19 protein-coding genes are annotated in these 21,784 nt (G+C 60.3%); 9 read left to right on the forward strand and 10 right to left on the reverse strand.

The features are described 5' to 3' along the window. The first annotated feature begins 331 nt into the window (after positions 1–331). The 6 genes from ACQKP4_RS24560 (at position 332) to yccS (ending at position 9,928) form a co-directional block, all read left to right on the forward strand. Positions 332–1,774 (forward strand): TldD/PmbA family protein, encoded by a 1,443-nt coding sequence (locus ACQKP4_RS24560; protein WP_427636379.1) that lies wholly within the window; start codon positions 332–334, stop codon positions 1,772–1,774. Further along, entirely contained in the window at positions 1,774–3,111 is a 1,338-nt protein-coding gene (locus ACQKP4_RS24565; RefSeq protein WP_427636381.1) for a TldD/PmbA family protein, read from the forward strand. Before ACQKP4_RS24560 ends, ACQKP4_RS24565 begins: the two co-directional genes overlap by 1 nt. Before the next feature lie 141 nt (positions 3,112–3,252). After that, positions 3,253–4,680: a multidrug transporter subunit MdtD gene (gene mdtD / locus ACQKP4_RS24570; RefSeq protein ID WP_427636383.1), complete on the forward strand. Its 1,428-nt coding sequence runs from the start codon at positions 3,253–3,255 to the stop codon at positions 4,678–4,680. 105 nt (positions 4,681–4,785) lie between these two features. Next, on the forward strand, positions 4,786–6,123 hold the full coding sequence (gene dbpA / locus ACQKP4_RS24575) for an ATP-dependent RNA helicase DbpA (RefSeq protein ID WP_427636414.1): 1,338 nt from the start codon (positions 4,786–4,788) through the stop codon (positions 6,121–6,123). 141 nt (positions 6,124–6,264) lie between these two features. Beyond that, complete coding sequence (locus ACQKP4_RS24580) at positions 6,265–7,443, forward strand: NAD(P)/FAD-dependent oxidoreductase (RefSeq protein WP_427636384.1); 1,179 nt, start codon at positions 6,265–6,267, stop codon at positions 7,441–7,443. A 301-nt stretch (positions 7,444–7,744) separates the two neighbouring features. Beyond that, a complete protein-coding gene (gene yccS / locus ACQKP4_RS24585) occupies positions 7,745–9,928 on the forward strand; it encodes a YccS family putative transporter (RefSeq protein ID WP_427636386.1) in 2,184 nt (727 codons plus the stop codon). A gap of 97 nt (positions 9,929–10,025) precedes the next feature. On the opposite strand, the gene ACQKP4_RS24590 is transcribed toward yccS, so the two are convergent. After that, entirely contained in the window at positions 10,026–10,763 is a 738-nt protein-coding gene (locus tag ACQKP4_RS24590) for a substrate-binding periplasmic protein (RefSeq protein WP_427636388.1), read from the reverse strand. A 256-nt stretch (positions 10,764–11,019) separates the two neighbouring features. On the opposite strand from ACQKP4_RS24590, the gene ACQKP4_RS24595 reads away from it, so the two are divergent. Then, positions 11,020–11,472, forward strand: a complete 453-nt coding sequence (locus ACQKP4_RS24595; RefSeq protein ID WP_427636390.1) for a GNAT family N-acetyltransferase — start codon at positions 11,020–11,022, stop codon at positions 11,470–11,472. 86 nt (positions 11,473–11,558) lie between these two features. On the opposite strand, the gene ACQKP4_RS24600 is transcribed toward ACQKP4_RS24595, so the two are convergent. From ACQKP4_RS24600 to ACQKP4_RS24610, 3 genes are read right to left on the reverse strand one after another with little or no spacing between them, the layout of a single operon-like run. Next, positions 11,559–11,855 (reverse strand): winged helix-turn-helix domain-containing protein, encoded by a 297-nt coding sequence (locus tag ACQKP4_RS24600; protein WP_427636392.1) that lies wholly within the window; start codon positions 11,853–11,855, stop codon positions 11,559–11,561. Between the two features lie 28 nt (positions 11,856–11,883). Beyond that, entirely contained in the window at positions 11,884–12,375 is a 492-nt protein-coding gene (locus tag ACQKP4_RS24605) for a M48 family metallopeptidase (RefSeq protein ID WP_427636394.1), read from the reverse strand. Positions 12,376–12,421: 46 nt separating this feature from the next. Next, entirely contained in the window at positions 12,422–14,545 is a 2,124-nt protein-coding gene (locus ACQKP4_RS24610; protein WP_427636396.1) for a putative bifunctional diguanylate cyclase/phosphodiesterase, read from the reverse strand. Positions 14,546–14,866: 321 nt separating this feature from the next. Here ACQKP4_RS24610 and ACQKP4_RS24615 point away from each other — a divergent pair, with 321 nt between their 5' ends. Both ACQKP4_RS24615 and ACQKP4_RS24620 read left to right on the forward strand, forming a co-directional pair. Then, complete coding sequence (locus tag ACQKP4_RS24615) at positions 14,867–15,535, forward strand: polysaccharide lyase family 7 protein (protein ID WP_427636398.1); 669 nt, start codon at positions 14,867–14,869, stop codon at positions 15,533–15,535. A gap of 346 nt (positions 15,536–15,881) precedes the next feature. Next, the gene (locus tag ACQKP4_RS24620; RefSeq protein WP_427636400.1) at positions 15,882–16,196 is read left to right on the forward strand and encodes a hypothetical protein; all 315 of its coding nucleotides are present in this window, start codon (positions 15,882–15,884) and stop codon (positions 16,194–16,196) included. A 198-nt stretch (positions 16,197–16,394) separates the two neighbouring features. Here the strand turns inward: ACQKP4_RS24620 and fba are convergent, their stop codons facing one another. The 6 genes from fba to ACQKP4_RS24650 form a co-directional block, all read right to left on the reverse strand. Next, positions 16,395–17,459, reverse strand: a complete 1,065-nt coding sequence (fba, locus tag ACQKP4_RS24625) for a class II fructose-bisphosphate aldolase (RefSeq protein WP_427636402.1) — start codon at positions 17,457–17,459, stop codon at positions 16,395–16,397. A 262-nt stretch (positions 17,460–17,721) separates the two neighbouring features. Continuing rightward, on the reverse strand, positions 17,722–18,054 hold the full coding sequence (locus ACQKP4_RS24630; RefSeq protein WP_427636404.1) for an MliC family protein: 333 nt from the start codon (positions 18,052–18,054) through the stop codon (positions 17,722–17,724). Positions 18,055–18,110: 56 nt separating this feature from the next. Beyond that, positions 18,111–18,332, reverse strand: coding sequence for a hypothetical protein (locus ACQKP4_RS24635; RefSeq protein WP_427636406.1), 222 nt, complete (start codon positions 18,330–18,332; stop codon positions 18,111–18,113). A 33-nt stretch (positions 18,333–18,365) separates the two neighbouring features. Continuing rightward, positions 18,366–19,529: a phosphoglycerate kinase gene (locus ACQKP4_RS24640; protein ID WP_427636408.1), complete on the reverse strand. Its 1,164-nt coding sequence runs from the start codon at positions 19,527–19,529 to the stop codon at positions 18,366–18,368. 12 nt (positions 19,530–19,541) lie between these two features. Then, on the reverse strand, positions 19,542–20,609 hold the full coding sequence (gene epd, locus ACQKP4_RS24645) for an erythrose-4-phosphate dehydrogenase (protein WP_427636410.1): 1,068 nt from the start codon (positions 20,607–20,609) through the stop codon (positions 19,542–19,544). Between the two features lie 152 nt (positions 20,610–20,761). Further along, on the reverse strand, positions 20,762–21,784 hold a 1,023-nt coding region (locus tag ACQKP4_RS24650), incomplete at its 5' end, for a transketolase-like TK C-terminal-containing protein (RefSeq protein ID WP_427636412.1).

Genomic DNA, 21,784 nt, shown 5'->3' on the forward strand with positions numbered 1-21,784 from the left:
CATGCGGATACTGTTGATCCGGCTGAATGCCATGCTGCGCGACGGCACCGAATGGCGATGACGAATGGCAGGGTTAAGACAGTTGCTCCCACATTAGATCTCCAGTGAACACAGATTTTGTGAACACCTTAAATCTAATGTGGGAGCGGGCTTGCTCGCGAAGGGGCCCGACCCAACAGCACATCCTCTGCTGACACACCCCGGCAATCCTTTCCCACACCGTTGCGCCCTTGATCCTACCCCCCGCACAGGCCTAATCTAGCGCCACGCAAACGTTTCACCCCCTTCGCAACACCGCTGCACCGCCACTCCATACCAAGGAGGTTCCCGAATGTTCGATTTCCACCCCCAGCTCAAGCAGCGCTTCGCTGCCTTGCGCACGGGCGCTGAATTCTTTTCGCTGCGTTATGTGCGCGAGTCCGGCCAATACCTCTCGGTACGCAAGAACGTCGCCGAACCTCCCAGCCTGAGCCGTGACGAAGGCGCGATGTTGACCGTACGGATCAACGGCGTCGAAGCCTATGCCGCGACCAACGACCTGTCGCAGCAAGGCTTGCAGACGGCGCTGGAAAAAGCCGAACAACAGGCCCGCCGACTCAAGCCCCACGCCCTGCTCGACCTGCGCGAACAAGCGGTTTCCAGCGACCGCGCCGATTATTTTTCGCCGCACCTCGACCAACCGTTCCCGTCCCTCAGCGATTGCTACCAATTGCTCGGCGCCGAGTCCGCGTCGGTGCCCAAGGACGAGCGCCTGGTGAACTGGCAGGTCAGCATCGGCATCACTCACGTCGAACAGATTTACCTCAACAGCGCCGGCGCCGAGTTGCGCCAGGCACAGCGATTCGTCTACCCGGGCCTCGACGTCACCGCCTACGACGGCAATGACAGCCAGACCCGCAGCCTTGGCCGCGAAAACTTCGGCCAACAAGGCAGCGCCGATGTGATCAGCCGTTGCGGCCTGGTCGGCGCCGGCCCGCAAGTGGCCGATCAGGCGCTGCAATTGCTGTTGGCGCCAAACACCCCGCAAGGTCCGCGCGACCTGCTGCTGATGCCGGACCAGATGATGTTGCAGATCCACGAGTCCATCGGTCATCCGCTGGAACTGGACCGCATCCTCGGCGATGAGCGCAATTACGCCGGCACCAGTTTCGTCAAGGCTGAAGATTTCGGCCATCTGCAATACGGCTCCAGCCTGCTCAACGTAACGTTCGACCCGGACATCCCCGAGCAGCTCGCCAGCTACGGTCATGACGACGACGGCACTGCCGCAAGCAAACAATTTTTGATCAAGGAAGGCCTGCTGCTGCGCCCATTGGGCGGCGCGCTGTCGCAATTTCGCGCGAGCATGGACGGCGTCGCCAACAGCCGCGCGTGCGGCTGGAACCGCCCGCCGATCGACCGCATGGCCAACCTCAACATCGAGGCCGGCGATCAACCGCTGGAGCAACTGATCGGCAACATCGAGCACGGCATTTTGATGAGCACCAACCGCTCATGGTCGATTGACGATGCACGCAATAAATTCCAGTTCGGTTGTGAATGGGCGCAGTTGATCGAAAACGGCGAGCTTAAAGGCGTGGTGAAGAACCCCAACTACCGGGCGATTTCCGCACACTTCTGGAAAAGCCTCAGCGCCGTCGGCGATGCCAACACCCTCAAGGTGCTGGGCACGCCGAACTGCGGCAAGGGCGAACCGAATCAAGTGATCCGCGTCGGCCATGCTTCGCCGGCCTGCGTGTTCAGCAATGTGGATGTGTTTGGGGGAGACGCCTGATGAGTACGGCAAATAATCAGGCCGAGGCGTTCAAGGCATTGGTCAACTGGTTGCACGACGCGATTCGCGAGCCGGAACAATTCACCCTCAGCTATGCCGCCGAGTCATCGGCCTTCGTGCGTTTCAACCACGCCAAGGTGCGGCAGGCCGGTCAGGTGCAGCAAGCGAGCGTCGGTTTCAAACTGATCAATGAGGGGCGCCACGCCGACCTCGACATCACCCTGGCTGGCGACCCGCACGTCGACGTTCAACGCTTGGCCGAAGGCCTGCAACAGTTGCGCGACACCCTGCCGTTGCTGCCGCCGGACCCGTATTTGCTGCTCAACCACAACGGCTGGCAGAGCAAGAACGTGCAGCAACACCCGCTGCCGGATACCGAGCAAGTGGTTGCCGAAATCACCCGAGCCGCCGAAGGGCTGGACCTCGTGGGCTTCTACGCAGCCGGGCCGATCAGTCGCGGTTTCGCCAGTTCGTCGGGGGCGTTCGGTTGGCATCAGGCCAACAGCTTCAACTTTGACTTCAGCCTGTTCCACGACAACGGTCAGGCGGTGAAAGCCAGTTACGCCGGGCATGACTGGAGCAGCGACGGGTTTGCCAGACGCTTCCAGCAGGCGCGTGAGCAGCTTGAATTCCTGGGCCGGCCGTTACGCACCTTGGCGCCGGGTCAGTACCGCGCCTATCTGGCGCCGGCCGCCCTCGAAGAAATCATCGGCATGTTGTGCTGGGGCGGTTTCTCGGCGCAGTCGATTGCCAGCAAGAGCAGCCCGTTGCAGAAGCTGTATGCGGGCGATCACTCGTTCAGCCCGTTGGTGTCGCTGGATGAGAAAGTCAGCGGCTCGCTGAGCCCGGCGTTTTCCGGCGAAGGGTATCCGCGCAGTGATCTGGGGCTGATTGTCGCCGGCAAGGCCGGTGCGCAACTGGTGGGTTCACGCAGTGCCGCCGAATACGGTTTGACCGCGAACGGCGCCGGCGGCGGTGAATCGCCCAGTGCATTGAACATGGCGCCCGGAACGTTGCCTGACGCAGAGATTCTCAAGCAACTGGGCACGGGCCTGTACATCAGCAACCTCTGGTACCTGAACTATTCGGACCAACCGGGGGCGCGCATGACCGGGATGACGCGGTTTGCGACGTTCTGGGTCGAGAACGGCGAGATTCAGGCGCCGGTCAGCACCATGCGTTTTGATGACAGCGCCTACAGTCTGCTCGGTTCACAGCTGGAAGCATTGACCGAGGAGCGCGAGTTGCTGTTGTCGTCGAGCACCTACAGCCAGCGCGCGACCGCGTCGGCGCTGTTGCCGGGAGCGCTCGTCAGCCGATTGACCCTGACTCTGTAAACACAAAAAACCTGTAGGAGCGGGCTTGCTCGCGAAGAGGCCATCACCTTCAACATCAATGTTGACTGATCCACCGCCTTCGCGAGCAAGCCCGCTCCCACAGGGAGACATTGCATTCACACTTCTCCCACAAGAGGTCCCATGCCCAACCGCCCGCCTCTCGACGCTGTCACCGCTCGCTGGTTGCCGTGGGTCGTCGCCATTGCTTTCTTCATGCAGTCCCTCGACGGGACGATCCTCAACACGGCCCTGCCGGCCATGGCCCGCGACCTGGCGGAAAACCCGCTGCGCATGCAGGGCGTAATCATCGCCTACATGCTCACCGTCGCCTTGCTGATCCCCGCCTCCGGCTGGATCGCCGACCGCTTCGGCACCAAGAAAATCTTCTTCGGCGCGATTCTGTTGTTCAGCATCGGCTCGCTGCTTTGCGCCCTGTCGAGCAGCCTGAGCATGCTGATCGGCGCCCGGGTGATTCAGGGCCTGGGCGGTGCGCTGATGTTGCCGGTCGGCAGGCTCGTGGTGTTGCGCGCCTACCCCCGCTCGGAGCTGGTGCGGATCATGGGTTTCATCACCATCCCCGGACTGCTCGGCCCGTTGATTGGCCCGACGATGGGCGGCTGGATGGTCGAATACCTGACCTGGCACTGGATCTTCCTGATCAATCTGCCGGTCGGCGCCGTCGGCTGCTACGCCGTCTGGAAGTTCATCCCCGACCTGCGCGGCACTGAACGCACGCGTTTCGACAGCCTCGGCTTTCTGCTGTTCGGCGCGGCGATGGTGCTGATCACCAACGCCATGGAAGGCCTCGGCGAACAGCACCTGCCGCACTTGCGCGTGATGTTGCTGCTGTTCGGCGGCATGGCCTGTCTGGCGGCGTATTGGCTGCGTGCCGGGCACGTCGATAATCCGCTGTTCGCGCCGTCGCTGTTCAAGACCCGGACGTTTGCCGTGGGCATCCTCGGCAACCTGTTCGCCCGCCTGGGCAGCGGCGCCCTGCCCTTCCTCGTGCCGTTGCTGTTGCAAGTGGCGCTGGGTTACTCACCGTCCCAGGCCGGGATGAGCATGTTGCCACTCGCAGCGGCGGCCATGTTCGCCAAGTCCGTGGCGCGGCCGCTGATCGAGCGTTTTGGCTACCGCGTCATCCTGACCGGGAACACCTTGGCGCTCGGGCTGATGCTCGCAAGCATGGGCCTGGTCAGCGAGCAGACGCCGTATTGGCTGTTGCTGGGGATGCTGGCGATACTCGGCGCGATCAACTCGTTGCAGTTCACCGCGATGAACACCGTGACCCTGATCGACCTCGACGACGCCAGCGCCAGCAGCGGCAACAGTTTGCTGTCGGTGGTCGCGCAATTGTCGTTGAGCCTTGGGGTGGCGTGCGCCGGCGCCCTGCTCGGCGGCTTTACGGCGGAGGTCGGCAACGATGGCGTGGACACGGTGCTGGGCGCGTTCCAGCTGACCTTTGTCACCGTCGGCGTCATGGCGATGCTGGCCGCGACGATCTTCTCGCAGCTTTCAAAGGAAGACGGACGGCGCGTCAAACGTCCGGAAGAACACATCGAACCTTAGGGGCAATGGCCGCGGGACTGATACACTGCGCGACATTTTGTTTTGCAGGCCAGTCCCGTGACCACCATCGCCACCGCTTTTAATACTTTGCCGCTGTCCGCCGCCATGCTGGCTAACCTCGACTCCCTCGGTTATGCCCAGATGACGCCGATCCAGGCGCAAAGCTTGCCGGTGATCCTCAAGGGGATGGACCTGATCGCGCAAGCCAAGACCGGCAGCGGCAAGACCGCCGCCTTCGGTATCGGCCTGCTGAACCCGATCAATCCGCGCTTCTTCGGTTGCCAGGCGCTGGTCATCTGCCCGACACGCGAGTTGGCTGACCAGGTCGCCAAGGAAATCCGTCGTCTGGCCCGCGCCGAAGACAACATCAAGGTCCTGACCCTGTGCGGCGGTGTGTCGTTCGGCCCGCAGATCGGTTCGCTGGAGCACGGCGCGCACATCATCGTCGGCACCCCGGGCCGGATTCAACAGCACCTGCGCAAGGGTTCGCTGGTGCTGCATGGCCTGAACACGCTGATCCTCGACGAAGCCGACCGCATGCTCGACATGGGTTTCTACGATTCCATCGAAGAAATCATCGCCCAGACCCCGGAGCGTCGTCAGACCCTGTTGTTCTCCGCCACGTACCCGACGGGCATCAAGCAGCTGGCGGCGAAGTTCATGCGTAACCCGCAGATCGTCAAGGCCGAGGCGTTCCACGACGACACGCAGATCGAGCAGCGCTTCTACGAGATTTCCCCGGACGAGCGCATGAGCGCCGTGACCAAGGTGCTTGGCCACTTCCGCCCGGCGTCTTGCGTGGCGTTCTGCTTCACCAAGCAGCAGGTTCAGGAAACCGTGGATCACCTGACCGCCAAAGGCATTTCTGCCGTCGGCCTGCACGGTGATCTGGAGCAGCGTGACCGCGACCAGGTGCTGGCGATGTTCTCCAACCGCAGCACCTCGGTACTGGTTGCCACTGACGTTGCCGCGCGCGGTCTCGATATCGACGCGCTGGACATGGTGATCAACGTCGAACTGGCCCGTGACTCGGAAATCCACATTCACCGTGTTGGCCGTACCGGTCGCGCCGGCGAAAAAGGTATTGCGATCAGCCTGGTGGCCCCGTCGGAAGCACACCGCGCCCAAGCCATCGAGAAACTGCAACAGTCGCCGTTGAGCTGGGATCAAATCGACAACCTCACCTCCCAGGGCGGTGCCCCGCTGCTGCCGGTGATGAGCACGCTGTGCATCGGCGCGGGCCGTAAAGACAAGGTGCGTCCGGGCGATATTCTCGGCGCGCTGACCGGCGACGCCGGCATCCCGGGCGCCCAGGTCGGCAAGATCGCGATTTTCGATTTCCAGGCATTCGTGGCCGTAGAACGCGGGATCGCCAAGCAAGCCTTGCAGCGTTTGAACGACGGCAAGATCAAGGGCCGTTCGCTGCGCGTGCGGATCCTGTAAGACAACGCAACTCCCCTGTGGGAGCGGGCTTGCTCGCGAATGCAATCTGTCAGTTGGCTTATATGCTGACTGACACACCGCTTTCGCGAGCAAGCACGCTCCCACATCAGTTTTGTGGTGACACATCAAGAGGACACCGTTTTGCGCTCTACCGAAGTCGTGATCATTGGCGCTGGCGCCGCAGGGTTGATGTGCGCACTGACCGCCGCCGGGCGTGGGCGCAAAGTGCTGTTGCTCGACCATGCGAACAAGGCCGGCAAGAAAATCCTGATGTCGGGCGGTGGCCGCTGCAATTTCACCAACATGTACACCGAACCTGGCAATTTCCTCTCGCAGAACGAACACTTCTGCAAATCCGCACTGGCGCGCTACACCCAGTGGGATTTCATCGGCATGGTCGCCAAGCACGGCGTGCCGTACCACGAGAAGAAGCTCGGCCAGTTGTTCTGCGATAACAAATCCAGCGACATCCTCGACATGCTGCTCAACGAGTGCGATCAGCTCGGCGTCAGCCTGCACCTGGACACCTCGATCCAGACCATCGAGAAGCTCGAAAACGGTTACTTGCTCGACACCACCCTCGGTCAACTGAGCTGCGAATCGCTGGTGATCGCCACCGGGGGCCTGTCGATTCCGACCCTGGGCGCCACCGGTTTCGGTTATCAGGTCGCCAAGCAATTCGGCCACGACCTGTTGCCGACCCGCGCCGGTCTGGTGCCGTTCACCATTACCGATCAGTTGAAAGAACTGTGCACCGAGCTGTCCGGTACGTCGGTGGATTGCCTGGTGAGCTGCAACGAGCAGAGCTTCCGCGAGAACATCCTGTTTACGCACCGGGGCCTCAGCGGCCCGGCGATTTTGCAGATTTCCTCGTTCTGGGAATCCGGCGACACCGTCGAGATCAACCTGATGCCGGACCACGATGTGCCGAGCTGGCTGCAACAGCAGCAAGCCGAACGCCCGAACAGCGAACTGAAAACCCTGCTCGGTGAAATCTTCACCAAGAAGATGGCCAACTTGCTGGCGGACAACTGGTTCGTGTCCAAACCGATGAAGCAGTACACCCACGCCGAAATCGCCGACATCGCCGAAAAACTGGCGAGCTGGAACGTTGTCCCCGCCGGCACCGAAGGCTATCGCACCGCCGAAGTGACCCTGGGCGGCGTCGATACCAACGAAGTCTCGTCCAAGACCATGGAATCGCTGAAAAGCCCCGGCCTGTACTTCATCGGCGAAGTGCTGGATGTCACCGGGCATCTGGGCGGTTTCAACTTCCAGTGGGCCTGGGCCTCCGGCTACGCCGCCGCGCAATTCGTCTGACCAAACCCTCCCACAGGTTTTTTGGGCGAGCCACAAACTCATGACCGACAAAGATCCAATGTGGGAGCGGGCTTGCTCGCGAACGCAATCGGTCAGTCGTCACAGATATTGACTGGCACACCGCTTTCGCGAGCAAGCCCGCTCCCACAGGTTTTTGGGCGGGCCACAAATTCATGATCGACACAGGTCCAGTGTGGGATATCAAGGAACAGATTTTGCTGTCAGATGTGATTGGCGCCATTGCGTCAGCGTCATTACTGGCTCAATTTAGCGTCATTGCCTCGGAAGGCCTTCGTACTTCATGCCATCGACTCCATTTCGTCAGTCTCTGCGCCGTCTCTGGGCGCTGGATAAATTCAGCTACAGCGTGCGGGTGTTCATCGCCCTGACCGGCAGCATGGCTGTCTGTTGGTATCAGGATGAAATGGGGCTGCTGATCCCGTTGTTCCTGGGGATTATCGCCAGCGCCCTGGCCGAAACCGATGACAGCTGGCAGGGCCGCCTCAATGCGCTGGCCGTGACGCTGGTGTGTTTCAGCGTGGCTGCATTCTCCGTCGAACTGCTGTTTCCCTACCCCGTCATTTTCATCATCGCCCTGGCGCTCGCCAGTTTCGGCCTGACCATGCTCGGCGCCCTCGGCGAACGCTATGGCGCGATTGCCTCGGCGACGCTGATCCTGTCGGTCTACACCATGATCGGCGTGGACCAACGCGGCGGCGCGGTCACCGATTTCTGGCACGAGCCGGTGCTGCTGGTGGCGGGCGCGGCGTGGTACGGCTTGCTCTCGGTGCTGTGGCAGGCGATGTTCTCCAATCAGCCGGTGCAACAGAGCCTGGCGCGATTGTTCCGTGAGCTGGGTTATTACCTGAAGCTGAAAGCGTCGCTGTTCGAACCGATCCGGCAGATGGACGTGGAAGCGCGTCGTCTGGAACTGGCCCAGCAAAACGGGCGCGTGGTGGCGGCACTCAACGCGGCCAAGGAAATCATTCTGCACCGCGTCGGCAACGGTCGGCCGGGCTCGAAAGTCAGCCGCTACCTCAAGTTGTACTTCCTCGCGCAGGACATCCACGAGCGCGCCAGCTCCTCGCACTATCCGTATAACGCGCTGGCCGAGGCGTTCTTCCACAGCGACGTGCTGTTCCGCTGTCAGCGCTTGCTGCGCCAGCAAGGCAAAGCCTGCCGGGCACTCGCCGAATCGATCCAGATGCGCCAGCCGTTCATTTATGACGCGAGTTTCGCCGAAGCACTGAGCGACCTGCATGCGTCCCTCGAACACCTGCGCATCCAGAGCAACCCGGCCTGGCGCGGGCTGCTGCGCTCGTTGCGCGCACTGGCGGCCAACCTTGGCACGCTCGACCGCTTGCTCAGTGACGCCAGCAACCCCGACGCCCTCGCCGACGCCACCGACAGCAGCCTGCTCGACCGCTCGCCGCGCAGCCTCAAGGATGTGTGGATTCGCCTGCGCACGCAGCTGACGCCGACCTCGTTGCTGTTCCGCCACGCCCTGCGTCTGCCCCTCGCGCTGAGTATCGGCTACGGCATGGTGCATTTGATTCACCCCTCGCAGGGTTACTGGATCATTCTCACCACGCTGTTTGTCTGCCAGCCGAATTACGGCGCCACCCGACGCAAACTCGGGCAACGGATTATCGGCACCGCGATTGGCCTGACGGTGGCCTGGGCGCTGTTCGATCTGTTCCCGAACCCGCTGGTCCAGTCGTGTTTCGCCATCGCCGCCGGCGTGGTGTTCTTTATCAACCGCACCACCCGCTACACCTTGGCCACGGCCGCGATCACGCTGATGGTGCTGTTCTGCTTCAATCAGGTCGGCGACGGTTACGGACTGTTCGTGCCGCGCCTGTTCGATACCCTGCTCGGCAGCCTGATCGCCGGGCTCGCGGTCTTCCTGTTCCTGCCGGACTGGCAGGGTCGGCGCCTGAACAAAGTGCTGGCGAACACCCTGACCTGCAACAGCATCTACCTGCGCCAGATCATGCAGCAATACGCTGTGGGCAAAAGCGATGACCTTGCCTATCGCCTGGCCCGGCGCAACGCACACAACGCCGATGCCGCGCTGTCGACAACGCTGGCCAACATGCTGATGGAGCCGGGGCATTTCCGTAAGGAAGCCGATGTCGGCTTCCGCTTCCTGGTGCTGTCGCACACCTTGCTCAGCTATCTGTCAGGCCTCGGCGCGCACCGCGAAACCCAGCTGCCGGCCGACGTGCGCGAGTATTTGATCGACGGTGCCGGTGTGAGCCTTGCGGCCAGCATCGACGAGATTGCCCAAGGGTTGGCGAGCAAGCAGCCGGTGGCGATTCAAAGCGATGAGGAAGAGGCACTGGCCAATGAGCTGGAACAGATGCCGGATGAAATCGATGAAGGGCAGCGGTTGGTACAGACGCAGTTAGCGTTGATTTGTCGGCAGTTGGGGCCGTTGCGGACGTTGGCGGCGCATTTGATCAAAGACACCCGCGAGACCTGAGAGTTGTAATGCCTTCAGGGCCTCTTCGCGAGCAAGCCTGCTCCCACATGGGCCAGGTAGACGACACAGATTCAGCGTGGGAGCGAGCCGGCCCGCCTCACATCCCATGCTGCCTCATCAGCTTTTCGTAGCTGCCATCCACCTTCATCCTGGCAATCTCGCGGTCGAAACTGGCGACGATCTGCTCATGCTGCGGATTCTTCAGGCTGACCAGAATGTGCAGGCTGTTCTCGCTCAATGGCTTGGGCAGGAATTCCACGGCGTTGCGCACTTTGGTCGATTCGCGCGCCAGGTAGTAGCGGGCCACGTATTCATCTTCCAGCGTCAACTTGACCCGATCCGCCGCGACCATGCGCACGGCCATCGCAAAGTTGTGCACCGGGATTTTCTGTAGCGCCACGTCTTCGTCAAATTCCGGCGAATACGCGTAACCCCGCACCACCGCGATTGGATAGGTGTGCAACTGTTGCAGGTTGCTGAATTCGATCGGCGCATCTTTGCGCTTTAGAAAGCGCACGCGATTGAGCAAGTACTCGCCGGAAAATTGCCCGAATTTCGTGCGGTCGTCGGTGTACCAGGCGTTGACCAACACGTCGTAACGTCCTTCGCCGACACCGAGCAACGCTCGCGCCCAAGGTACCTGCTCGAAATCACTGGCGTAACCGGCCCGTGCCAGCGCGGTACTGACGATGTCGGTCGCCAGTCCGCCGTTGACCAGCGTGGCGTCGGTGAAAGGTGGCCAGGCGTCGGCAACCAGACGCAGCTTCTCTGCCGCTGCGCTCTGAGTCAGCAACAGCAACACGCTCAAAGCAACAGCTCGATGCAATCGCGGCATGCTAGGAAATCCTTATGGGCGGGCTGCCCGGCGTATTTTTCTGCCAAAACTCCAAGACCAACGTACCGACATTCAGGTACTCAACATTAGCTCATCGAAGCCACTGCACAGCGCTTCACTGCAGATTACACAAAGAAGACACCGCGACGTGAAATGAATGATGGCATTTTGGCCTTTATCACAGATTTACATGCCATCAAGACATCTTTCACCGGGGCGATTAGTATCGGAGCAACGTTGTTCAAGGAAAGTGAAGATGACAATCGATTGGGTCTGCAAGCACCACAACGATCTGGGCAAAGAGCAGCTGTACGCCATTCTGCGGTTGCGCGCCGAGGTGTTCGTCGTTGAGCAACAGTGTGTCTACCTGGACATCGATGGCCAGGATCTGGAAGGCGACACCCGCCATTTGATGGGTTGGGATGGAGAACGACTGGTGGCGTATCTGCGTTTGCTCGACCCGCAATTGCAGGGTGGCGACGTGGTGATCGGGCGTGTGGTGACCGCGCCTGAAGGTCGTGGCCAGGGGCTGGGGCATGAAATGATGGCGCAGGCATTGAAGCAGGCTGAAAAATGCTGGCCGGACACGCCGATTTATCTCTCGGCCCAGGCACATTTGCAGGGGTATTACGGGCGGTACGGGTTTGTGGTGGCGGGTGAGGAGTATGTCGAGGATGGCATTGCGCACATCGGGATGCGCCGGCCTTAAACGCATCTTCCCGGGCAAGCCTCGCTGCTGAAACATGTGAGGGCGAGGCTTGCCCGCGACAGCGTCAGCCGCATCAACGCAACCAATCAGGGATATTCCAATACCGCTTTGATCTGCCGCAGATTGCGCTCGATCCACCCCCGATCAATCGCCCCCCACTCGCGAATCAGATAACGCCCGGCATGGTTGCGCGCGCCCTCTTCCTGCTCGAACTCGCAAACAATATCCAGGTCGGCCAGCGCCGCGATGGTGTCCTGCGCGGTGCGCCGAGGCATGCCCGTCACCTCGGTCAATGCCGGGACGCTGCTCGCCAACCCGCTGTCGATCAGGTACGCCACGTACAACCGGCGGTAGAAGCTGCTTTTGGTCTTGCTGACGTCCATCTGAAACTCCCGGCTGCGATTCGATCTTTTATTGCATGTCCCGCCACGTCAGGTACACCCGCAGATCAAACTCGATCTGGTGATACCCCGGCAACATGTGTTCGCACAGCTTGTAAAACGCCTTGTTGTGATCCGATTCCTTGAAGTGCGCCAGTTCGTGCACGACGATCATTTTCAGAAACTCGGACGGCGCTTCCTTGAACAACGAAGCAACGCGAATTTCCTTCTTGGCCTTGAGCTTGCCGCCCTGCACCCGCGAGATGGTGGTGTGCAGGCCGAGGGCGCGATGGGTCAGGTCCAGGCGGTTGTCGAACAACACTTTGTCGATGGCGGGAGCATTTCGCAGGTATTCCTGCTTGAGGTCCAGGGCATAGGTGTACAACGCCTTGTCGCTCTGCACGCCGTGCTTGTCCGGATAACGCTGGCTCAGGTAGTCGCCCAGCCGACTGTCGGCGATCAGCTGGCGCACTTGGTCCTGCAACGCAGCGGGATAGGCCTGGAGGTATTTCAACGCGGTCATTTCTGGCAGCAACACGGATCACGAAAAGGTCGCCAGTGTAGCGAATTCAGCGGGGCAGCGCGCTCCAGTCAAACGGACGCGCAAAGTGGCCGGCGTCGTCGGCCATCATCGGCCGCCCGACCAGAAAACCCTGCACGTACTCGCAACCATTGGTTTGCAACCACTCGTACTGCGCAACGGTTTCCACGCCTTCGGCGATCACCGTCAAGCCGTAGCGCTTGGACAGATCAATGACACCAAACGCCAGCGCCGCGTCCCGTTCAGACTGCGGTAACCGGGCGATCAGATGCCGATCAAGCTTGAGCGTATCCAGCTCCAGATCCCGCAGATGCGCTAGCGAGCAAGGCCCGGAACCGAAGTCATCGAGCGCCACCCTGACCCCGAGGTTACGCAGCAAACGCAGGGTTTTACGGGTCTCCTCGGGGTTTTGCATCAACGCCTCTTCAGTCACCTCGACTTCCAGATGACGCGCCTGCAAGCCATGACGCTCCAGTACCTGGCGCAGTTCAGTGACCAGGTTGGGCATGCCGAACTGCGTGCTGCTCAAACTCACGCCCAACACCAGGTCCTCGCTGAACAAGGTTTCCCAGGCTTTACGCTGCTCGGCCCCGCGATGGTAAATCCAGCTGCCCAGGCGACTGATCAACCGCGCCTCTTCCAGCAGCGGCAAAAACAGCCCCGGCGGTACGTCGCCGACACTCGGATGCTGCCAGCGCAGCAGCGCTTCAAAGCCGCGAATCTGCCCGCCGTTGATCGCAACTTGTGGTTGATACACCAGGTTGAAATCACGGTTCTCGATGGCGGTGCGCACGCTTTCTTCGAGCATCAACCGCGAGCGCGCGCGACCGTTCATTTCGTGATCGTAGAAGCGGTATTGCTGACGACCCGCGCGTTTGGCTTCGTACATGGCAATGTCCGAGGCCCGCAGCAAACCGTCGAGATTCGCGCCGCAGTCCGGGTAAGTCGCGATGCCGATACTGGCGCCCAGGGCGATATCCAGCCCTTCGATCTGCTGGCAGATCGATACCCGCTCGATGAGTTTCTCGGCAATCTTTGCGGCTTGCTCGGGAAACTCCAGATCCAGCAACGCGGTGAATTCATCGCCGCCCATGCGCGCCAGAATATCGAAGGGCCGCAGGCAGGCTTTCAATTGCTCGGACACCCAACGCAGCACCCGGTCACCGACATCGTGACCGAGGGAATCGTTGACGCGTTTGAAGCCGTCGAGGTCCAGGTACAACAGCACCCAGGCGCTGTCGGAGCGTTCGCCGCGCAGCAGCAGGTTCTCAACGGTCTGGTAGAAACCCCGGCGATTGAGCAGGCCGGTCAACGGGTCGGTGACCGCCTGATATTCCAGCTGCTGATGCAGATGGCGCACCACCGACATGTCCAGCACCGTCACCACCATCGCGTGCTGCTCGACGGGCAACGGCGCGCAAGACAACGCCACCGGCACTTGCTGGCCGGGCGCCGTTCGCAGCAATGCGTCGTGCAGGCGCAGGGTTTCGCCCCGCTGGTAACCGGTAAAAAAATCAGAATCGGTCCACACCGCGATGTGCGGTTTTTGCAGGTAATCCAGAAATTCTTTGCCTTGCAGGTCTTGCACCGTGGCATTGAGCAGCCGCGACATCGCCGGGTTGGCAAAGCGGATCAGACCGTCCTCCCCCACCACCAGAATGCCTTCGGCCGCGTTATCCAGCACCGACGCATTAAAGGCGCGCGCCACCTCCAGATCGTGGCTCAGGCGCTGCAACGCACGGCGATTGCGTTGGTGTTCAAGCAATGCCTGCACTTTCGGCTTGAGGATCTGCGGGTCAAACGGCTTGAACAGATAATCCACCGCACCACTGGCGTAGCCCTTGATCACGGCGTCCTGGGACTGTTCGTTGGCGGTGAGGAAAATAATCGGCGTGAGGCGGGTGCGCTGGCTGCCGCGCATCAGACGCGCCACTTCAAACCCGTCCATGCCCGGCATCTGCACATCCAGCAGCACCAGGTCGATGTCGTGTTCGAGTAAAAGACTGAGGGCTTCAAAGCCCGATGCGGCGGTAATGACCTGCCAGTCCTGGCGCTGGAGCAACGCGCGCATGCTGATCAGGTTTTCAGGGTAATCATCGACAATTAAAAGGATCGAGCTGCCTTCACCTGGCGTCGGTTGCGCGCATTCCATGCTGCTTCTCTTGTTCGGGGCGTCAGGCCGGCTTCTCGTGAAAACCGGACAATTACTGAGGCTTCACTCTAGACCCGGATCCGCAAAAGCAGAAGCTGTCAGAGCGCCATCACCTAACCATCCCGTTCATTTGCCGACTAACGGTCGCCTCTACAGCCCCCTGAAACCGGGAGAGATGGCCTTTTAACAGGATATTGACGTCACCCATCTGTCAGTCAGGCGTTAACAAACCAGCGTTCTACGCTTATAAAGACCGCCCTCCAAGGCGCGTGCTAGAGCTTCTGGCACGTGCGTGCAGCAAAATCTGTGGAAGCTTTGTCTATGATCGATCTCGCAACCTGGAACCTCAGTGTTCCCGTCGGCAATCCGCCTTACACCGTTGACACCCAAAAACTGGTGAAAGGCTTCAAGGACCAATACTTCCACTCCGATACCGGCACTTTGTTTTTCTGGTCCCCGGTCACCGGCTCCAAAACCGAAAACGCCAAATACCCCCGCACCGAACTACGCGAAACCTACAGCAACGGCACCCTGCGCAACTGGCTTTACCCGGACGCCGACAATTCCCTGCGCGCCACCCTCGCGGTGAACCAGGTGCCCAGCTCGGGGAAAATCGTTATCGGCCAGATCCACGCCTATGAAAGCCAGAAGCCGCTGGTAAAGCTCGAGTACCAATACAAAACCAGCACTTCAACCGGCAACATCGTCGCCAAAGTACGCATGCGCCCGGATGACGGTGAAGGTCGGGTCATCACCATCGCCACCGGGGTGAAACTCGACCGGGAGTTTTCCTACCTCATCCACCTGAGCCCCGGCGGCGCATTGGGCATCAGTGCGGCGGGTTATCAGTGGGATACCGACATCAGCAAGACCTGGCGCGACAAGCCGCTGTACTTCAAGGCCGGGGTGTATGTGCAAGACCACACGGGGTATACGAGTGAAGGCGGGAAAGTGACGTTCAGCAAGCTGGATATTGATCACGATAAGTAATCCCCTTCACTCCGCAATCCCTGTAGCAGCTGTCGAGCAGCGCGAGGCTGCGTCCGGCCGAGAAGCGCTCGTCCTTGGTCCTCAGGCAATGAAAACCCGCATTTATGCGGGTTTTTTGTACGCTTTCTTTGCATTAATAAAACAAATCCGCCCCTTTAGTACCTTTATTGCTTTTAATAACCATAACAAAAAGATATTAGAAACTGTCAGATCTTACAGGTGACCACATTCAACAGCCCAACTAATATCATCTATGCAACATAAAAACAGAAGAGTACACAAATAAACACGCCCCTCTTCTTACAAACAAATTGCTAAATCTCTAACCCTCAAAAGGAATACGATCATGGGTGTTCTCGTTGGAACCTATTATGGCGCATATGGACAAGACCACATTTATTTGACAGTCAATAGCAGTGACGACAATGGAGGAGCAGTGGATGCAACCGCAATCATCAACGGACAAACCGGCAAGCTGACAGGAGTGCAGAAAATCGGCGGCGCCACCACCACTATCATGCTAACTGGTGGCGTTGGTGCGAACTCAGAAAGCTGGACATTCAACACCACAGACTTTAATTATTTAAATGGAAGTCGTAACTTCGCGGGTAATACGGGCGTATGGAGCTCGCAGTCCTTTGGACTTGGCCGAATTTCTTAAACTCAGACAACTAAACCATCTAAACCATCTAAACCATCTAAACCATGGATTAGCGTTCAGATCTCGGCTGAATATAGACACTAACCCTGAACTCATATTTTTATGCCAGCGTGAACTTACAGCCAGGAAGCATGTAAAAAAGCTCATAAAAAACCCGCGTTTCCGCGGGTTTTTTTATTCGACTTAAACGCAGAAGGCTTAGTTAACCTTGGCGTTCAACTCACCCTTCAAATACCGCTGATACATCGCTTCCAACGAGATCGGCTTGATTTTCGAAGCGTTACCCGCGGTGCCGAAAGCTTCATAACGTGCGATACACACATCACGCATCGCCGTCACGGTCGCGCCGAAGAATTTGCGCGGGTCGAATTCGCTCGGGTTGGTGGCCATCAGGCGACGCATCGCGCCGGTGGATGCCAGGCGCAGGTCGGTGTCGATGTTGACCTTGCGCACGCCGTGCTTGATGCCTTCGACGATTTCTTCAACCGGTACGCCGTAGGTTTCTTTGATGTCGCCGCCGTACTGGTTGATGATCGCCAGCCAGTCTTGTGGAACCGAAGACGAACCGTGCATCACCAAGTGAGTGTTCGGAATGCGTTTGTGGATTTCCTTGATGCGGTCGATGGCCAGCACGTCGCCGGTCGGTGGCTTGGTGAACTTGTACGCGCCGTGGCTGGTGCCTATGGCGATGGCCAGGGCATCGACCTGGGTGCGTTTGACGAAGTCAGCGGCTTCTTCCGGGTCGGTCAGCATCTGGCTGTGATCCAGAACGCCTTCGGCGCCGATGCCGTCTTCTTCACCGGCCATGCCGGTTTCCAGCGAACCCAGGCAGCCCAGCTCGCCTTCTACCGAAACGCCGCAGGCGTGCGCCATGGCCACGGTTTGTTGGGTCACGCGGATGTTGTAGTCGTAGTCGGTCGGGGTCTTGCCGTCTTCGCCCAGGGAACCGTCCATCATCACCGAGCAGAAGCCCAGCTGGATGGAGCGCTGGCAGACGTCGGGGCTGGTGCCGTGGTCCTGGTGCATGCACACCGGGATGTGCGGGAATTCTTCGATTGCCGCCAGGATCAGGTGACGCAGGAACGGTGCGCCGGCGTATTTGCGAGCACCCGCCGAAGCCTGGACGATCACCGGGGAGTCAGTCTTGTCAGCGGCTTCCATGATGGCGCGCATCTGCTCAAGGTTGTTGACGTTGAAGGCTGGAACGCCGTAGCCGAACTCGGCTGCGTGGTCCAACATCTGGCGCATGCTGATAAGTGCCATTGTGTGTGTCTCTCCCGGTTTGGGTCGTTAATCGTGCCAGCCTGCCGTAGCGGCGGCGGCTATTCAAGTTATTGCAGATCGGGGGTTGGTCCGGTCTGCGAATTCGGTGCTGCTCAAATCTCAAGAACCTGCACAGATCCACTGTGGGAGCGGGCTTGCTCGCGAATGCGGTTCAACATTCAACATCCATGCAAGCTGATCCACCGCTTTCGCGAGCAAGCCCGCTCCCACATCTGGATCTCTGTACATCAAATCAATCGTGTTACTCGGCTTTACAACCGCGGCCAATCAAATCGTTGGTGGCGACCCAGTACACCAGGCCTTCCTCACCTTTTACGTGAAACGCCAGCATGTCGTTGCTGTACAGCGAACCTTCGGCGCCCGGCTCAAGCTTCAGGCGATAGACCTGATCGCCGCCGCCCAGGCGCACGTCGACTTCCTTGCGGCTGTCGTCGGTGTAGCGCCAGAGCACTTTGGCCTGGCTGTCGCAAGTCCAGGTGCTCCAGTTGTCCGTCGACCCGGCCGGCGTGAACAGGTTGAAATTCGAGCAACCTGCCAGCAATGCCAGTGCCGTAACGGCGATAAAACCTTTCATCCATGTTCCTCGACCGACGGCGCACGCCGCCGGCCCTGAGTAATGAGTCAGACCCGTCAAGGGCAACCACGTTCCTTGGCGGGCGTCGGTGTCTCGTATTTTTCCAGGCCATCAGGCCCGGAACGCTTGTTGAGCACCGGGTTGGTTTCCGCTTGCCAGTCGGCCTGGTAGCAGCCTTTTTCCTGGGTCTGCGGTGCCGGTTGCGGCGTGGCTTTCGGGTTACTCCCGCAAGCTGCCAGCATGCCCGCGGCGAGCAACAGCGTTAACGTCTTGACCATGTAAACACTCCTTTGCCTGGTCAATGGGCGGCCTCAGGCCTTGGCCCGGCTTTCCAGGACTTCAACGGCTGGCAGCACCTTGCCTTCGACGAATTCGAGGAAGGCACCGCCACCGGTAGAAATGTAGGAGATCTGATCCGCAACGCCATATTTATCGATGGCGGCCAAGGTGTCGCCGCCGCCAGCAATCGAAAACGCCGAGCTGTCGGCGATGGCCTGGGCCAGGACTTTGGTGCCGTTACCGAACTGGTCGAACTCGAACACGCCCACCGGGCCATTCCACAGAATGGTTTTCGACGATTTCAGCAGTTCGGCGAAATTCGCCGCGGTCTGCGGGCCGATGTCCAGGATCATGTCGTCGGCAGCGACGTCCGCGATCAACTTGACCGTTGCGGTGGCGCTTTCGGCGAATTCCTTGGCGACCACAACGTCCACTGGCAACGGGACGCTGACCTTGGCGGCGATGGCACGAGCGGTATCCAGCAGGTCAGGTTCGTACAGCGACTTGCCAACCGGGTGACCGGCCGCCGCCAGGAAGGTGTTGGCGATGCCGCCGCCGACGATCAACTGGTTGCAGATCTGGCTCAGGCTGTTCAGCACATCGAGTTTGGTCGACACCTTGGAGCCGGCCACGATGGCCGCCATTGGCTGGGCCGGGGCACCAAGGGCTTTGCCCAGCGCGTCCAGTTCAGCGGCCAGCAGGGGGCCAGCAGCGGCGACTTTGGCGAACTTGGCCACGCCGTGGGTAGAGCCCTCGGCACGGTGAGCGGTGCCGAAGGCGTCCATCACAAACACGTCGCACAGGGCGGCGTATTGTTGGGCCAGTTCGTCAGCGTTCTTTTTCTCGCCTTTGTTGAAGCGCACGTTTTCGAACAGCACGATGTCGCCGGCCTTGACCTCGACACCGCCCAGGTAATCGGCCACCAGTGGCACTTCGCGGCCCAGGGCTTTGCTCAGGTAGTCAGCGACTGGCTTGAGGCTGTTTTCGGCCGAGAACTCGCCTTCGGTCGGACGGCCAAGGTGCGAGCAGACCATCACGGCCGCGCCTTTTTCCAGGGCCAGCTTGATGGTCGGCAGCGAGGCCAGGATTCGCGCATCGCTGGTGACAACACCGTCCTTGACTGGGACGTTGAGGTCTTCGCGGATCAGTACGCGCTTACCTTGCAGATCGAGGTCGGTCATCTTCAACACGGTCATGGGTCGCAGTTCCTACTGTTTTGGGGAGCAGTGTTTTGGAGAGGCAGCTGTTTGCAGATAGTGCTCTGCAACATCCAGCATTCGGTTGGCAAACCCCCATTCGTTGTCGAACCAGGCCAGGATGTTCACCAGCCGTGGGCCGGAAACCCGGGTCTGACTGGCATCGACGATGGCCGAATGGGGGTCATGGTTGAAATCACAGCTTGCGTGGGGCAACTCGGTGTAGGCCAGCAGGCCCTTGAGCGGGCCGCTAGTGGCGGCCTCGCGCAGGATCCGGTTGACCTCGGTGGCATCGGTGTCGCTCACGGTCTGCATCGTAATGTCGAGGCAGGACACGTTCACCGTCGGCACCCGCACGGCTTTGGCCTGAATTCGCCCGGCAAGTTCCGGCAACAGGCGCTCGATGCCACGCGCCAGACCGGTGGACACCGGGATCACCGACTGGAACGCCGAACGTGTGCGGCGCAGGTCTTCGTGGTGATAGGCATCGATCACCGGCTGGTCGTTCATCGCCGAGTGGATGGTGGTGATCGACACGTATTCCAGACCAATGGCTTGATTCAGCAGGCGCAACAGCGGCACGCCACAGTTGGTGGTGCAGGACGCGTTGGACACCAGCAACTCGTCGCCGGTGAGGCAATCCTGGTTCACGCCGTAGACGATGGTGGCGTCGACATCGGCCTCGCTGGCCATCGGCTGGGAAAACAATACACGCGGCGCGCCGGCGTCGAGGAACCGCTGGCCGTCTTCACGGGTGTGGTAAGCGCCGGAGCACTCCAGCACCAGATCGACGCCCAGCGACGCCCAATCGATGCCTTCGGGGATGGCACTGCGCAGGACCTTCACGCAGTCGCCATTAATATGCAGACAATCGCCCTCGACCCGCACTTCGCCGGGGAAACGCCCGTGCGTGGAGTCGAAGCGTGTCAGGTATTCGATGCTGGCCATGTCCGCCAGATCGTTGATCGCGACAATTTCAAACCCGGCTTTCTCGCCTCGCTCAAACAACGCACGCAAGACGCAACGACCAATCCGGCCGTAGCCGTTGAGTGCAACTTTGTAAGGACGCGGTTGAGGCATGGGGTTCTCGGTTACCGTGGTGAATCTGTCATTGCAGCGTTGACTGGGCCGACGCCTTCGCGAGCAAGCCCATTCCCACAGGGTCCGTGAAGATCCTTGTGGGAGCGAGCTTGCCCGCGATGGCGTCAGCCCGGACAACATAACTGTCGGACTTAGTCTTCCAGCAGCTCTTCAGCCTGACCCAGGATGTTTTCCAGGGTGAAACCGAACTCTTCGAACAAGGCTGGCGCAGGCGCCGACTCGCCGTAGGTGGTCATGCCGATCACGCGGCCTTCCAGGCCCACGTACTTGTACCAGTAGTCCGCGTGCGCGGCTTCGATGGCGATACGGGCGCTGACTTGCAACGGCAGGACCGCTTGCTTGTAGCCGGCGTCCTGAGCATCGAACACGCTGGTGCACGGCATCGAAACGACACGCACCTTGCGACCTTGCTCGGTGAGCTTGTCGTAAGCCTGAACCGCCAGGCCGACTTCCGAACCGGTGGAGATCAGGATCAGCTCAGGCTCGCCCGCGCAGTCCTTCAACACGTAACCGCCACGGGCGATGTCGGCGATCTGGCCGGCGTCACGCTCTTGGTGTTGCAGGTTCTGACGCGAGAAGATCAGCGCCGACGGGCCGTCCTTGCGCTCGATGGCCAGTTTCCAGCAAACGGCCGATTCAACCGCGTCGGCTGGACGCCAGGTGTCGAGGTTCGGTGTGCTGCGCAGGCTGGTCAGTTGCTCGACCGGCTGGTGCGTCGGGCCGTCTTCGCCCAGACCGATGGAGTCGTGGGTGTAGACGAACACCACGCGTTTCTTCATCAGCGAGGCCATGCGTACCGCGTTGCGCGCGTATTCCATGAACATCAGGAACGTCGCGCCGTAAGGCACCAGGCCGCCGTGCAGGGACACGCCGTTCATGATCGCGCTCATGCCGAATTCGCGAACGCCGTAGTACATGTAGTTGCCGCTGGCGTCTTCAGCCGACACACCTTTGCAACCTTTCCACAGGGTCAGGTTGGAACCGGCCAGGTCAGCGGAGCCGCCCAGCAATTCAGGCAACAGCGGGCCGTAGGCATTCAGGGCGTTCTGGCTGGCTTTACGGCTGGCGATGGTTTCGCCCTTGGCCGCGACTTCAGCGATATACGCCGAGGCTTTTTCAGCGAAGTCGGCCGGCAGTTCGCCGCTCAGACGACG

Source organism: Pseudomonas sp. NPDC086278 (assembly GCF_050280905.1).
Taxonomy (GTDB): Bacteria; Pseudomonadota; Gammaproteobacteria; order Pseudomonadales; family Pseudomonadaceae; genus Aquipseudomonas.